12 protein-coding genes are annotated in these 13202 nt (G+C 68.1%); 4 read left to right on the forward strand and 8 right to left on the reverse strand.

Annotated elements, in window-relative coordinates:
- Positions 1–23: 23 nt before the first annotated feature.
- Together CVH10_RS01945 and CVH10_RS01950 are read right to left on the reverse strand one after the other, a co-directional pair.
- Positions 24–659, reverse strand: coding sequence for a tRNA-(ms[2]io[6]A)-hydroxylase (locus tag CVH10_RS01945; protein WP_035598680.1), 636 nt, complete (start codon positions 657–659; stop codon positions 24–26).
- A gap of 31 nt (positions 660–690) precedes the next feature.
- On the reverse strand, positions 691–1134 hold the full coding sequence (locus tag CVH10_RS01950) for a DUF1289 domain-containing protein (RefSeq protein ID WP_106487674.1): 444 nt from the start codon (positions 1132–1134) through the stop codon (positions 691–693).
- Positions 1135–1388: 254 nt separating this feature from the next.
- Here CVH10_RS01950 and acnB point away from each other — a divergent pair, with 254 nt between their 5' ends.
- From acnB to CVH10_RS01965, 3 genes are all read left to right on the forward strand, one after another.
- Complete coding sequence (gene acnB, locus CVH10_RS01955) at positions 1389–3992, forward strand: bifunctional aconitate hydratase 2/2-methylisocitrate dehydratase (RefSeq protein ID WP_035598675.1); 2604 nt, start codon at positions 1389–1391, stop codon at positions 3990–3992.
- A gap of 196 nt (positions 3993–4188) precedes the next feature.
- Entirely contained in the window at positions 4189–4674 is a 486-nt protein-coding gene (rraA, locus tag CVH10_RS01960; protein ID WP_035598672.1) for a ribonuclease E activity regulator RraA, read from the forward strand.
- An 84-nt stretch (positions 4675–4758) separates the two neighbouring features.
- The gene (locus CVH10_RS01965; RefSeq protein ID WP_106487675.1) at positions 4759–6639 is read left to right on the forward strand and encodes a glycerophosphodiester phosphodiesterase family protein; all 1881 of its coding nucleotides are present in this window, start codon (positions 4759–4761) and stop codon (positions 6637–6639) included.
- On the opposite strand, the gene CVH10_RS01970 is transcribed toward CVH10_RS01965, so the two are convergent.
- The 5 genes from CVH10_RS01970 to ppsA all read right to left on the reverse strand — a co-directional run bounded on the left by CVH10_RS01970 (position 6636) and on the right by ppsA (position 10698).
- Positions 6636–7169 carry a hypothetical protein gene (locus CVH10_RS01970; protein ID WP_146142900.1) on the reverse strand — a complete coding sequence of 178 codons (534 nt, stop codon included), beginning with the start codon at positions 7167–7169 and terminating at the stop codon, positions 6636–6638. The genes CVH10_RS01965 and CVH10_RS01970 overlap by 4 nt on opposite strands.
- Before the next feature lie 62 nt (positions 7170–7231).
- Positions 7232–7420, reverse strand: coding sequence for a hypothetical protein (locus tag CVH10_RS25235; protein ID WP_146142901.1), 189 nt, complete (start codon positions 7418–7420; stop codon positions 7232–7234).
- The gene (locus tag CVH10_RS25550) at positions 7421–7591 is read right to left on the reverse strand and encodes a hypothetical protein (RefSeq protein ID WP_181244336.1); all 171 of its coding nucleotides are present in this window, start codon (positions 7589–7591) and stop codon (positions 7421–7423) included.
- 59 nt (positions 7592–7650) lie between these two features.
- Positions 7651–8184 (reverse strand): anti-virulence regulator CigR family protein, encoded by a 534-nt coding sequence (locus CVH10_RS01975; protein WP_052052570.1) that lies wholly within the window; start codon positions 8182–8184, stop codon positions 7651–7653.
- Positions 8185–8325: 141 nt separating this feature from the next.
- The gene (ppsA, locus tag CVH10_RS01980; protein ID WP_035598663.1) at positions 8326–10698 is read right to left on the reverse strand and encodes a phosphoenolpyruvate synthase; all 2373 of its coding nucleotides are present in this window, start codon (positions 10696–10698) and stop codon (positions 8326–8328) included.
- Between the two features lie 230 nt (positions 10699–10928).
- Between ppsA and CVH10_RS01985 the strand changes: the two genes are divergently transcribed.
- The gene (locus tag CVH10_RS01985; RefSeq protein ID WP_035598661.1) at positions 10929–11762 is read left to right on the forward strand and encodes a pyruvate, water dikinase regulatory protein; all 834 of its coding nucleotides are present in this window, start codon (positions 10929–10931) and stop codon (positions 11760–11762) included.
- Between the two features lie 39 nt (positions 11763–11801).
- Here the strand turns inward: CVH10_RS01985 and CVH10_RS01990 are convergent, their stop codons facing one another.
- The gene (locus tag CVH10_RS01990) at positions 11802–13079 is read right to left on the reverse strand and encodes a CaiB/BaiF CoA-transferase family protein (protein WP_106487676.1); all 1278 of its coding nucleotides are present in this window, start codon (positions 13077–13079) and stop codon (positions 11802–11804) included.
- Between the last annotated feature and the right edge of the window lie 123 nt (positions 13080–13202).

The raw sequence follows: 13202 nt of genomic DNA on the forward strand, positions 1-13202 counted from the left end.
CCCTGCTGGGCGGCGGCCCGAACTCAGGCGGGCACACCGCTGTGAAAACGAAATGCCGTATCCGGCATGGTGATCAGCTCGGCTTCTCGCGCGGCGAGGAAGGCGATGCGATCGTCGATGGCCTCCGGGGTGGCCCGGCGGGCCAGCATCAGGTAATCCTCATAGTGACGCCCTTCCGACTTAACCAGACTGCGATAGAACTTGGCAAGCTCATCGTCAAGGTGGGGAATCAAACGGGCGAAGCGCTCGCAGCTGCGGGCCTCGATCAGCGCGCCCACGATCAGGATATCGACCAGTCGCTCGGGATCTTCAGTGCGCACATGGCGCCGCAGCCCCTCGGCATAGCGCGAGGCCGAGAGGTGACGATAGACGATGCCACGTTCCTCCATCAGCTTGACCACCTGCTCGAAGTGCAGCAGCTCCTCGCGGGCCAGCTGGCACATCTTGGTCAGCAGCAGCGGGTGATCCACGTAGCGGTAGAGCAGGCTCATGGCCGTTGAGGCGGCCTTCTTCTCGCACTGGGCGTGGTCGATCAGCAGCAGTTCGGGGTTGTCGAGGGCCCAGTCGATCCAGGCATCGGGGGTCGTGCAGTGAAGAAAGGCGAGCAGCCCCTCGGGCAGCAGGTCAACGGGGGATGGAGCGTCGGCAATGGCGGTCATCGAAGGGTCCGGCGGTTCGTGTCTGGAAGCATCAGGAGTGCGAGGCTCTGGCCTCGCGGCGCGCCTCGGCGGCGGCCAGCAGGTCGGCGGCGAGACGGGCGTGCAGGGTCGCGGCATCGAGCGGCTCAAGCGGCTTGAGCGGCGCCAGGCCGTAACGCGACAGGTCGCGGATACGGTCGCGTCCGACGCGCAGCAGCTCCACCGCCCGGGACAGCGGCGGTTGCTCCGCGCGAAAGCGAATCCGGTGGCGCACCAGCTGGGCTTCCAGGGCATCGGCATCGACCACGCTCAGATGACGCCCGGCCACGTCGACGCGCAGGGCGTCCAGCTCGGCCATGCGCTGCTCCCGCTCGTCGCCGCTCAGGGCCGGCCAGTCGCGAATCTCGTCGTCGATGCGTTGACAGCCGCGGCAGACGCGATCGCCCACCGTCGTCGAACACAGGCCCACACAGGGGGAAGCAACACGCCCCGCCATCGGCACTCCTCTGCGTTGATGAAAGTCGCACCATGGTAACGCGACGCCCGCACACTGGCACCCCGAAGGCGCTCGGACATGACCAGAGACCAAAGTTCGACCCCCGCCATGGCCGGGATTCTTAACATTGTCGACAGTTTCTCCTAGAATAGCGCCACCGTTGACCGTGCTGATTCCGACGAGCCGAGCGACTCGCCGCGGCGTCATCGCCGCCGCAGTCCGCTCGGCCACTACCAACCAATGAGGGCCACCACGTGCTTGAAGCCTATCGCCAACATGTCGAGGAGCGCGCCCAGGCGGGCGTTCCGCCGAAGCCGCTGAACGCCGAGCAGACGGCTGCCCTGGTCGAACTGCTGAAGAATCCGCCCGCCGGCGAGGAAGAGGCCATCCTCGACCTGCTGACCAACCGCGTGCCGCCGGGCGTCGACGAGGCTGCCTACGTCAAGGCCGGCTTCCTGACCGCCATCGCCAAGGGCGAGGCCGAGTCACCGCTGATCGACCGGATCCACGCCGTCAAGCTGCTGGGCACCATGCAGGGCGGCTACAACATCGCCTCGCTGGTCGAGCTGCTGGACGACGCCGACCTGGCCAAGGAAGTGGGCGAGCAGCTCAAGCACACCCTGCTGATGTTCGACGCCTTCCACGACGTGGAAGAGCGCGCCAAGGCCGGTAACGCCGTGGCCAAGGAGGTCATCGAGTCCTGGGCCGAGGCCGAGTGGTTCCTCGCGAAGCCCAAGCTGGCCGACAAGATCACCCTGACCGTGTTCAAGGTGCCCGGCGAGACCAACACCGACGACCTCTCCCCGGCCCCGGACGCCTGGTCGCGCCCGGACATCCCGCTGCATGCCAACGCCATGCTCAAGAACCCGCGCGACGGCATCGAGCCGGTCGAGCCGGGCGTTACCGGTCCGCTCAAGCAGATCGAGGAAGTGAAGGCCAAGGGTCATCCGGTCGTCTACGTCGGCGACGTGGTCGGCACCGGTTCCTCGCGCAAGTCCGCCACCAACTCCGTGCTGTGGTTCTTCGGCGACGACATTCCCAACGTGCCGAACAAGCGCGCCGGCGGCTTCTGCTTCGGCGGCAAGATCGCGCCGATCTTCTTCAACACCATGGAAGACTCCGGCGCCCTGCCGGTCGAGATGGACGTCGAGAAGCTCGAGATGGGCGACGTCATCGATGTCTACCCGTATGAAGGCAAGGTCTGCAAGCACGGCACCGACGAGGTGCTCACCACCTTCGAGCTTAAGACCCAGCTGCTGCTCGACGAGGCCCGTGCCGGCGGCCGTATCCCGCTGATCATCGGCCGCGGCCTGACCGCCAAGGCCCGCGAGTCCCTGGGCCTGGCCCCGTCCGACGTCTTCCGCCTGCCGGAGCAGCCGGCCGATACCGGCAAGGGCTTCACCCTGGCCCAGAAGATGGTCGGCAAGGCCTGCGGCATGGACGGCGTCCGTCCCGGCATGTACTGCGAGCCGAAGATGACCACCGTGGGTTCCCAGGACACCACCGGTCCGATGACCCGCGACGAGCTCAAGGATCTGGCCTGCCTGGGCTTCCAGGCCGACCTGGTGATGCAGTCCTTCTGCCACACCAGCGCCTATCCGAAGCCGGTCGACGTGGAGACCCACCACACCCTGCCCGACTTCATCATGAATCGCGGCGGCGTCTCGCTGCGCCCGGGCGACGGCATCATCCACAGCTGGCTGAACCGCATGCTGCTGCCCGACACCGTGGGCACCGGCGGCGACTCCCACACCCGCTTCCCGATGGGCATCTCCTTCCCGGCCGGCTCCGGCCTGGTGGCCTTCGCCGCCGCCACCGGCGTGATGCCGCTGGACATGCCGGAATCGGTGCTGGTGCGCTTCAAGGGCCAGCGTCAGCCCGGCGTCACCCTGCGTGACCTGGTCCACGCCATCCCCTACTACGCCATCCAGCAGGGGCTGCTGACCGTCGAGAAGTCCGGCAAGAAGAACGCCTTCTCCGGCCGCGTGCTGGAAATCGAGGGCCTCGAGGACCTCACCGTCGAGCAGGCCTTCGAACTCTCCGACGCCTCCGCCGAGCGTTCCGCCGCCGGCTGCACCATCACCCTCTCCGAGGACAGCGTCAGCGAGTACCTGAAGTCCAACATCACCCTGCTCAAGTGGATGATCGCCAACGGCTATGGCGACGCGCGCACCATCGAGCGCCGCATCAAGGGCATGGAAGAGTGGCTCGAGAACCCGAGCCTGATGCGCGCCGACAAGGACGCCGAGTACGCCGAGGTGATCGAGATCGACCTCGACCAGCTCGACCAGCCGGTGCTGTGCGCCCCGAACGACCCGGACGACGCCCGCCTGCTCTCCGACGTGGCCGGCCAGTCCATCGACGAGGTGTTCATCGGCTCGTGCATGACCAACATCGGCCACTTCCGTGCCGCCGGCAAGCTGCTCGAGAAGCAGCCCGCGGGCAGCCTGAAGACCAAGCTGTGGCTGGCACCGCCGACCAAGATGGACCAGCACCAGCTGACCGAGGAAGGCTACTACGGCATCTACGGCCGCGCCGGCGCACGCATGGAAATGCCGGGCTGCTCGCTGTGCATGGGTAACCAGGCCCGCGTCGCCGCCAAGAGCACCGTGGTCTCCACCTCCACGCGCAACTTCCCCAACCGCCTGGGCGACGGCGCCGACGTCTTCCTGGCGTCCGCCGAGCTGGCGGCCGTGGCCGCGGTCGAGGGTCGCCTGCCGAGCGTCAGCGAATATCGCCGCTACATGAGCGAGTTCGATGCCATGGCCGGCGAGATCTATCGTTACATGAACTTCCACGAGATCGAGGAATTCCAGAAGGCCGCCTCGAACGTGATCCCGGTGAGCCAGGAAGCCTGATCACCGCCATCGTCACCGATGCTCGCAACATCGCAGGTCCGCCGCCCGGTGGACCGACGACGACCGAAGCGCCCCGCCCCGTGCGGGGCGCTTTTTTGTGCGCCCTGCCCGTGTCGCGATTCCTCCCAAGGGGGACTTTCCTGTGTGACTGCCTGTGGCATCATCGAGGGTTCAGCGACCGAGGAGACACCCCGTCATGCCCGCCATCGTTACCCCCGATATCTGCGACGCCTACCCCGATGTCACCGTGCTCGAGCCGATGTTCGTCAACTTCGGCGGTCATGAGGCCTTCTTCGGCCCCGTGCGCACCGTCAAGTGCTTCGAGGACAACTCGCTGGTGCGCCAGACCGTCAACGAGCCCGGCGACGGCGCCGTGCTGGTGGTCGACGCCGGCGGTTCCACCCGCTGCGCCATGCTCGGCGACCGTCTCGCCGAACAGGCCGCCGGCAACGGCTGGGCGGGCGTGGTGATGTACGGCTGCGTGCGCGACGTGGACGAGCTGGCCGAGACCGAGCTCGGCATCCAGGCCCTGGCCGCCCATCCGCGCAAGAGCGAGAAGCACGGCGAGGGCCAGCGGGACATTCCGGTCAGCTTCGGCGGCGCGACCATCGAGCCGGGCCAGTGGCTCTACGCCGACAACAACGGCATCCTGATCGCCGACGACCGCCTCGTGCTGGACTGAACCCGGGCAGACACGGTCCGGCGGCTTGCCGCCCGACTGATTCGGCTGGCAGGGTGAGAGCATGCTCCACGACATGCCGACATCATGCTGACCACGCCTCGCCTGAGCGGCGATGTGCTGCGCAGCCTCAAGCACCATCTGCGCCCGCTGATCGCCTTTCACGCCTTCTTCACCCTGCTCGCCTCCAGCCTGCTGCTGCCGGCGGCGGGCTGGGGCCTGGCCCGGATGCTGGGGCGCCTCGACCGCCCGCTGATCACCCTCGAGGCCCTGTTCGCGGCGCTCTGGACACCGGGCGGAATGGCCTGGCTGCTGGCCACGCTGGCCATCACCTTCCTGATCCTCTACCTGCAGCAGGCCGGCATGACCCTGGTCGCGGTGCGTCCCCGTGACAACCATCTTCGCCTGGCCGCCGAGGCGCTATGGCAGAGCCTGCGACGGCTGCCTGCGCTGTCCGGCCTGGCCCTGCTCCAGGTCGGCACGCAGCTGCTGCTGATACTGCCCATGGCCGGCATCGTGGTGACGCTCCACGGCCGCCTGCTTGGCGACCTCGACCCCTATTATGTCCAGCAGGTGCGCCCCCCGGTACTGTGGGCCTTCCTCGCCACGATCGCCCCGGTGGTGCTGGGCTGGGCCGCCCTGGCCGCCACCCTCTACACCCGCTGGCATCTGGCCCTGCCGGCGCTGATCCTGGAAGGCGTCGGCCCGCTTCGCGCCCTGAAGCGCAGCGCCCGCCTGACCCACGGCTGCCGCACCGGCATCGCGGCATCGATCCTGGTGCTGCTGGCGGCGATCCTGGTGCTGCCGCTCGGGGTCGGGGCCCTCTTCGACGCCCTCTTCACCCCGCTGCTGGGCCATCTCCCCGAGCGTCGCGAGATCCTGCTACCCGCCATGCTCGGCTATGTCACCGCCTACGGTCTGGTGACCCTGGCCGCGGTCTTCGTCGGCATCGCCGCCAACGCCTTGCTGGGAAGCTGCCTCTACCTGCGCCTGGCGCACCGCGAGCCTCGTCCGCCGGCGCCGGCAGCCGCACACCCCGGGCGCCTGGCCTGGGGCGTGGAGCTCGGCGTTCTCGCCTTCGCCATCGCCCAGGCCTGGTGGGTCGTCCAGGGCACCACGATCCGCGAGGAGGTCGACAACATCGCCCACCGCGGCAGCTCGATGGCAGCCCCGGAGAACACCCTGCCGGCCATCGAGCGGGCCATCCATGACGGGGCCGACCTGATCGAGGTCGATGCCCGGCTCACCGCCGAGGCCGAGGTGGTGCTCTACCACGACGCCACCCTGTCCCGCCTGGCGGGCGACGATCGCCGCATCGCCGACCTCGATCGCGGCGTCCTCGACAACGTGGACGTGGGCGGGTGGTTCGGCGACCCCTTCGTGGGCACGCGCATTCCCGGCCTCAAGGAGACCCTGATGAGGGTCAGGGGGCGTGCGGGGCTGGTGATAGAGCTCAAGCCGGACCCCGGCCGTCGCCAGCGGCTCGTGAGCCGGGTAGTGGCGATACTGGAAGACGAGGCCCGGGCACGGCGAGACTGCCGGAACCGCGCGCCGGACGGTGTCCGCCGCGCGGCCTGCGGCGAGCCCGATCTGAGCTCGAGAATATGGCTGGCCGCCCAGTCCTATGAGCTGCTCGATGAGGTCGCCCGCCAGGCGCCCGCGATGCGCCGCATCCTGCTGGCCCAGCTGACGCTACGGGGCGCCCTGCCCCGGCGCGGCTACGATGCCCTGGCGCTGCGTCACAATCGCATCGACGACCGCGAGGTGAGGCTCGCTCACCGTCACGGCTACGCCCTGATGGCCTGGACCGTCAACGACCCGGCCCGCATGTCCCGGCTGATCGACCTCGGCGTGGATGGCATCATCACCGATCGCCCGGCCGCGCTGCGCCAGCTGCTCACCGAGCGCCGTTCGCTGGGCGACGGCGCCCTGCTGCTGCTGAAGCTGCGTCACTGGCTGCGTGATTAGGCGTGACGACGACAGCGCCAGCTCGCCAACAGGCCGACCAGCGCGACACCGACCAACGCCATCGCGCCCCAGCCCACGGCCTCGACCAGCTGGCGAAAGGCATCGGGGGCGTGCTGGGGCCGGGCCACCATGCCATGGGCGACCAGCCGCCCGCCGCCGTAAAGCGCGGCGAGCAGCACGGCCAGCGGCCAGGCGCCGCGCAGCGGCGCCAGCGCCATGGTCAGCCGCCAGGGCGGCGACGGCTCCGCCTTGTTGTCACGGCGCGCGGCATCCTTTCCCGCGGCGGCGGCATCACGGCGCGATGGCGCCTTCTCCTTATCCCTGGGCGTCGCCTTGCTCGACGCCCTGGCCGACGCCTTGGCGGCCGCTTGCCTGCCCTTGGACACCCTGGCAGCCGTCTTCTTCTTTCTTCCGGCCGGCGCACGGCGCCCCAGACGCGCGAAGGCCCAGCGCAGCATCCGCCAGACGATCCATCCGAAGGTGAAGCACACGGTCAGGGCCAGCCCGCCCATTACCAGAAAATACGCCATCGGGCGGCTCCTCGAGACAATCAACCGCCCATGATGCCAAAAGCCGCGCCCTCTGTGGGGCTTCACGGCAGCACGATCACCGGAATCGTCGGCCGCGACAGCCAGTCGGCATCCTCCGCCAGCAGCGGCACGCTGGGATCGTCGACGTCGTGGCGATGGCAGAGATCGGGCGGAGGCGGCACCAATGCCGCCTGTCGCTCCAGGAAGCGGATCACCAGGCCTTGCAGGCCGTGGTCGGGAGCCCCCCGCACCTAGAGATTGAAGCTGCCGCGTCGGATCGAAGCACCCAGCATCAGGGCATCCCGCGCCCCAGGCTGGCCTTCGATCATGTCCCGCGGCACCAGCTCGCTGGTCAGGGCGAAGACGAAGTGCTCGCTCGGGCAGCGCCGGAACACCGCCTCCACCTCGAGGGGATCCACCATGGCCCGTCTCCGTCGTCGTCGGAAACAGGTGGATCCCCGAGAAGGCGACCCGATGCGGATCAGTCGAGCACGTCGCGGATCACGTCGTAGATGATGTCGTTGGTGATATCGACCAGCACCGCATCGACACCGACGCGGCGCCATTCGTAGCCGTCGTAGTGCGGCAGGTCGCGACGGATATCGTCGTCGAACCGCTTGCCGATGCCGGGAGGCATGGGCTTGCCGCGGGCCAGGTTCTGCCGCACCCCCGGGGGAATCGAGGCGCGATCCTCACGGGCATAGCGATCGCGATGGCCGTAGAAGATATCGCGGATCAGCGCTTCCTCGAGGCTGGGGCCGTCACGGCCATAGCGGTCGCGGTCACGATCCCAGTCCCGATCATCGAAGCGGCGCTCCTCGTGTCGCTGGCGATCACGGTCGGTCGCGTCCCGGTGCAGCCGTTCCGATGATCCCTGACTGCCCTGTCCGCCCTTGGCATGCTCCGGCGGTCCGCCGCCGTTGCCGGGATTGGCCAGCGCCGGGAGCGCCACGAGGCCGAGGATCAGGGCGCCGGCCGTCGCCAGGCGATGGAATCGTGGTTTCTGTGAGGGCATGACGGGCATCCTCCTTTTGCCTGAGTGATGCCTGCAGTCTAGCCACTCGCGCGCCATCAAGCGTGCAAAGGGCGTGCAGAAACGACGACACCCGGGCCGAGGCCCGGGTGTCGTGATGTCCGGCTCAGCGGTCTCGGGCGATCAGCCCAGGGTTTCGCCGGCCAGCATGAACCAGGTTTCCAGTACCGCGTCCGGGTTCAGGGACACGGAATCGATGCCCTGCTCCATCAGCCACTTGGCGAGGTCGGGGTGGTCGGACGGGCCCTGGCCGCAGATGCCCACGTACTTGCCCTGGGCCTTGCAGGCCTGGATGGCCATGGACAGCAGCTTCTTGACCGCCGGATTACGCTCCTCGAAGAGGCCGGCGACGATGCCGGAGTCGCGGTCGAGGCCCAGGGTCAGCTGCGTCAGGTCGTTGGAGCCGATGGAGAAGCCGTCGAAGTACTCGAGGAACTCGTCGGCCAGCAGGGCGTTGGCCGGCAGCTCGCACATCATGATGACCTTGAGGCCGTTGTCGCCGCGCTTCAGGCCGTTGGCGGCCAGCAGGTCGATGACGCCGCTCGCTTCCTCGGTGGTGCGCACGAAGGGCACCATGATCTCGACGTTGTCGAGGCCCATCTCGTCGCGCACGCGCTTGATCGCCCGACACTCCAGCTCGAAGCAGGCCTGGAAGTCCTCGGACAGGTAGCGCGAGGCGCCGCGGAAGCCGAGCATCGGGTTCTCTTCGCCCGGCTCGTAGAGCTTGCCGCCGATCAGGTTCTCGTACTCGTTGGACTTGAAGTCCGAGAGGCGCACGATGACCCGCTGCGGGTAGAAGGAGGCCGCCAGGGTGGAGACGCCTTCGACCAGCTTGTCGACGTAGAAGCTGACCGGGTCGTCGTAGCCGGCGGTGCGCACGTCGATGGTCTGCTGCAGATCCGGCGACAGGGTCTCGTAGTCGAGCAGCGCCTTGGGGTGCACGCCGATCATGCGGTTGATGATGAACTCCAGGCGCGCCAGACCGACACCGGCGTTGGGCAGGCCGGCGAAGCTGAAGGCGCGGTCCGGGTTGCCGACGTTCATCATGATCTTGAACGGGATTTCCGGCATGGCGTCGACGCTGGTGACGTTGCGCTCGAAGGCCAGCTGGCCGTCGTAGACGTGACCGGTATCCCCCTCGGCGCAGGACACGGTCACCTCACGGCCGTCCTCCAGCACCTCGGTGGCGTCGCCGCAGCCGACCACGGCGGGAATGCCCAGCTCGCGGGCGATGATCGCCGCGTGACAGGTGCGGCCGCCGCGATTGGTGACGATGGCCGAAGCCCGCTTCATGACCGGCTCCCAGTCCGGATCGGTCATGTCGGTAACCAGCACGTCGCCGGCATGGATCTTGTCCATGTCCTCGGGGGTCTCGACGACCTTGACCGCGCCGCTGCCGATGCGCTGACCGATGGCCCGGCCGGTCACCAGAGTACGGCCCTTTTCCTTGAGCTGGAAACGCTCGAGCTTGCCGCCTTCCTGCTGGGAGACCACGGTCTCGGGGCGTGCCTGGACAATGTAGAGCTTGCCGTCGTCGCCGTCCATGGCCCACTCGATGTCCATCGGGCGGCCGTAGTGCTGCTCGATGATCACCGCCTGGCGGGCCAGCGCCATGACCTGCTCGTCGTCGACGCAGAAGCGCGCGCGGTCGGCCAGCGGAACGTCCACGGTCTCGACCGACTTGCCGGCGCTGGCATCCTGGGTGTAGATCATCTTGATCAGCTTGGAGCCCAGGTTGCGACGCAGCACGGCCGGGCGGCCGGCGGCCAGGGTCGACTTGTGGACGTAGAACTCGTCGGGATTCACCGCCCCCTGCACCACGGTCTCGCCCAGGCCCCAGGAGGCGGTGACGAAGACCGCATCGCGGTAGCCGGACTCGGTGTCCAGGGTGAACATCACGCCGGAGGCGCCGGTCTCGGAGCGCACCATCTTCTGGATGCCGGCGGACAGCGCCACGTTCTCGTGGGCGTAGCCACGATGCACGCGGTAGGAGATCGCACGGTCATTGAACAGCGAGGCGAACACCTCGTGCACGGCACGCTTGATGTTGTCGAAGCCTTCGATGTTGAGGAAGGTCTCCTGCTGGCCGGCGAAGGAGGCATCCGGCAGGTCCTCGGCGGTGGCCGAGCTGCGCACGGCGACCTTGAGGTTGGGGTGCATGGAGGCGAGCTTGTCGTAGCTCTCGCGCAGGGCGGCCTCGAAGGTCGGGGGCAGCGGCGTGTCGATCACCCACTGGCGGATCTGGGCACCGACGCGGGCCAGCTCGGCGACATCATCGACGTCCAGCGTGGACAGCGCCTGGTTGATGCGCTCGTTGAGGCCTTCGTGGGACAGGAACTCGCGGTAGGCGTGGGCGGTGGTAGCGAAGCCGCCGGGCACGGTGACGCCGGCCTCGGCCAGGTTGGAGATCATCTCGCCGAGCGAGGCATTCTTGCCGCCGACGCGCTCGACGTCGTTCATGCCCAGCTGATCGAACCACTGAATGTAATCGTCCACGAAACCCCCTTAGGATTGGAAACCGACACCGGAAAGTGCATGACGCAGCGTCATGGGTGGATGCGAACGACTCTATCAACGGCCTTCCATATTCGCCATTGGTCTAACAGCTAAGTCACTGAAGGTTTTTTACAACAATTCGCCGATCCTGGCGTTTCCTGTAGTCGCGCTTGTCTGGCCCCGCGCGAGACTCGACAATGAGGCCATTCTCCCCCGCCCGAGCGAGCCCCATGACACGCACCGCCTTCTTCATTTCCGACGGCACCGGCATCACCGCCGAGAGCCTGGGTCGCAGCCTGCTGGCCCAGTTCGAGAACGTCGAGATCCGCATGCTGACCAAGCCCTACATCGACAGCGTCGAAAAGGCCAAGCGCCTGGTCGAGGTGATCCAGGCCACCGCAGTCAAGGACGGCAACACGCCGATCATCATCGACACCATCGTCGACCAGGACGTGCGCGCCGTGATCCGCGACGCCGAGGGCTTCCAGGTCGACATCTTCTCGACCTTCCTCGAGCCGCTGGAGCAGGAGCTGGCCACCCACTCCTCCTACAGCGTGGGCCGTACCCACGCCATCGGCAGCGACGATGTCTACATGGACCGCATCCAGTCGGTGCACTTCGCCCTGGACAACGACGACGGTGCCCGCACTCACCAGTACGACAAGGCGGACATCATCCTGGTCGGGGTGTCACGCTGCGGCAAGACGCCGAGCTCGCTGTACCTGGCGCTGCAGTTCGGCATCCGCGCCGCCAACTACCCGCTGACCGAAGACGACCAGGACGAGAACGGCAGCCTCAAGCTGCCGCCGGTGCTGGCCAAGCATCGCCACAAGCTGTTCGGCCTGACCATCGATCCGCGCCGGCTGGCGGCGATCCGCCACGAACGCCGTCCCAACAGCCGCTACAGCTCCATGGACCAGTGCGTGCAGGAAGTGGCCGAGGCCGAGGCGCTGTATCGTCGCATGCACATCCCCTACATCGATACCACGCGCTTCTCGGTGGAGGAGATCTCGACACGGATGATCGCCGAGACCGGCATCAGCCGACGCTTCTCGCCGCGCTGACCAGGCCTCAGGAACACCGAGCCCAGGTCACGAAGCGCCTCAACGCACGATATTCAGCCGCCGCAGCCGCGCGATCGCCTCGGTGTCGAGGCCCAGCTCGGCGAGCACGGCATCGCTGTCCTGGCCAAGGCCCGGCGGCGGGCAATCGGAGGTGGCGCTCTCGCCGTCGAAGCGTAGCGGGTTGGCCATCTGCGGCACCGTCCGGCCATCGGCATGCGCCAGGCTGCGGCACAGGCCGCGATGACGCACCTGAGGATCGTCGAAGGCCTCGGTCAGGGTATTGATCGGCCCGGCAGGAATGCCGAGGGCCTCGAGATCGGCCAGCCAGGCATCGCGCGGCCGGCTCAGGAACGCCTCGGCGATCCGCGGGACCAGCGCCTCGCGGTGCGCGACCCGGGCCGCGTTGGTGGCGAAGGCGGGATCGTCGACCCAGCCCGGATGCCCCAGCAGCTCGGCCAGGCGCGCGAACTGGGCGTCGTTGCCCACCGTCAGCACCAGGTAGCCGTCGGCGCAGGCGAAGGCCTGGTAGGGCACGATGTTGGGGTGGGCGTTGCCGTGGCGGGCGGGATTCTCGCCCGTTACCCGGGCGTTGAGCGCCTGATTGGCCAGGGTCGCCAGCTGGACGTCGAGCAGCGCCACGTCGATATGACGCCCTTCGGTCCTCTCCTCACTCTGTTCGGCCTGTTCTCCCCGCTCGCTCTTCTCGCCCCGCTCCCGCTCGTAAAGGGCCGCCAGCACGCCGACCGCGGCGTAGAGGCCGGTCATCACGTCGGTGATCGCGACCCCGGTCTTCATCGGCATGCCATCGGGCTCGCCGGTCAGGCTCATCAGCCCGCCCAGGGCCTGGATCATGAAGTCGTAACCGGCGCGGTGGGCGTAGGGGCCGTCCTGGCCGAAGCCGGTGATCGAGCAGCCTATCAGGCCCGGATTCACCGCCTTCAGGCTCCGATGGTCGAGGCCATAGCGGGCCAGGCCGCCGACCTTGAAGTTCTCCAGCAGCACGTCGGCGCCGGCGGCGAGCCGACGCACCAGCGCCTGGCCCGCCTCGGTGGCGATATCCACGGCCAGCGACTGCTTGCCGCGATTGGCGCAGAGGTAATAGGCGGCCAAACGCTCGGCGTCCTCCTCGCCGCCCCCTTCGCCGCTCGCCTCGCCCTCCAGCCAGGGCGGCCCCCAGCCGCGAGTGTCGTCGCCGCGTACGGGATGCTCGACCTTGATCACCCGGGCGCCCAGGTCGGCCAGCAGCTGCCCCGCCCAGGGCCCGGCCAGCACCCGGGACAGGTCCAGCACCACCACGCCGTCCAGCGGTCCGCTCATTGAGTTCCCCCTCCTCTCGTGGCTGCTCCGGCGTCAAGCCATCGAGGAGGCGCTGTGAATACCTCCCTGTACGCTACCGACGCCTTCCTTGGCGTAGGACCTCCTCTCAGCCTTGCCCCCGGC

Source organism: Halomonas sp. ND22Bw (assembly GCF_003011945.1).
GTDB lineage: Bacteria > Pseudomonadota > Gammaproteobacteria > Pseudomonadales > Halomonadaceae > Halomonas > Halomonas halophila.

Bases quoted from the DNA above. Each gene is read 5' to 3' on its own strand.
- CVH10_RS01945 (WP_035598680.1), bottom strand. From the start codon at position 659: ATGACCGCCATTGCCGACGCTCCATCCCCCGTTGACCTGCTGCCCGAG.
- CVH10_RS01950 (WP_106487674.1), bottom strand. From the start codon at position 1,134: ATGGCGGGGCGTGTTGCTTCCCCCTGTGTGGGCCTGTGTTCGACGACG.
- rraA (WP_035598672.1), top strand. From the start codon at position 4,189: ATGCCCGCCATCGTTACCCCCGATATCTGCGACGCCTACCCCGATGTC.
- CVH10_RS01965 (WP_106487675.1), top strand. From the start codon at position 4,759: ATGCTGACCACGCCTCGCCTGAGCGGCGATGTGCTGCGCAGCCTCAAG.
- CVH10_RS01970 (WP_146142900.1), bottom strand. From the start codon at position 7,169: ATGGCGTATTTTCTGGTAATGGGCGGGCTGGCCCTGACCGTGTGCTTC.
- CVH10_RS25550 (WP_181244336.1), bottom strand. From the start codon at position 7,591: ATGGTGGATCCCCTCGAGGTGGAGGCGGTGTTCCGGCGCTGCCCGAGC.
- CVH10_RS01975 (WP_052052570.1), bottom strand. From the start codon at position 8,184: ATGCCCTCACAGAAACCACGATTCCATCGCCTGGCGACGGCCGGCGCC.
- CVH10_RS01985 (WP_035598661.1), top strand. From the start codon at position 10,929: ATGACACGCACCGCCTTCTTCATTTCCGACGGCACCGGCATCACCGCC.
- CVH10_RS01990 (WP_106487676.1), bottom strand. From the start codon at position 13,079: ATGAGCGGACCGCTGGACGGCGTGGTGGTGCTGGACCTGTCCCGGGTG.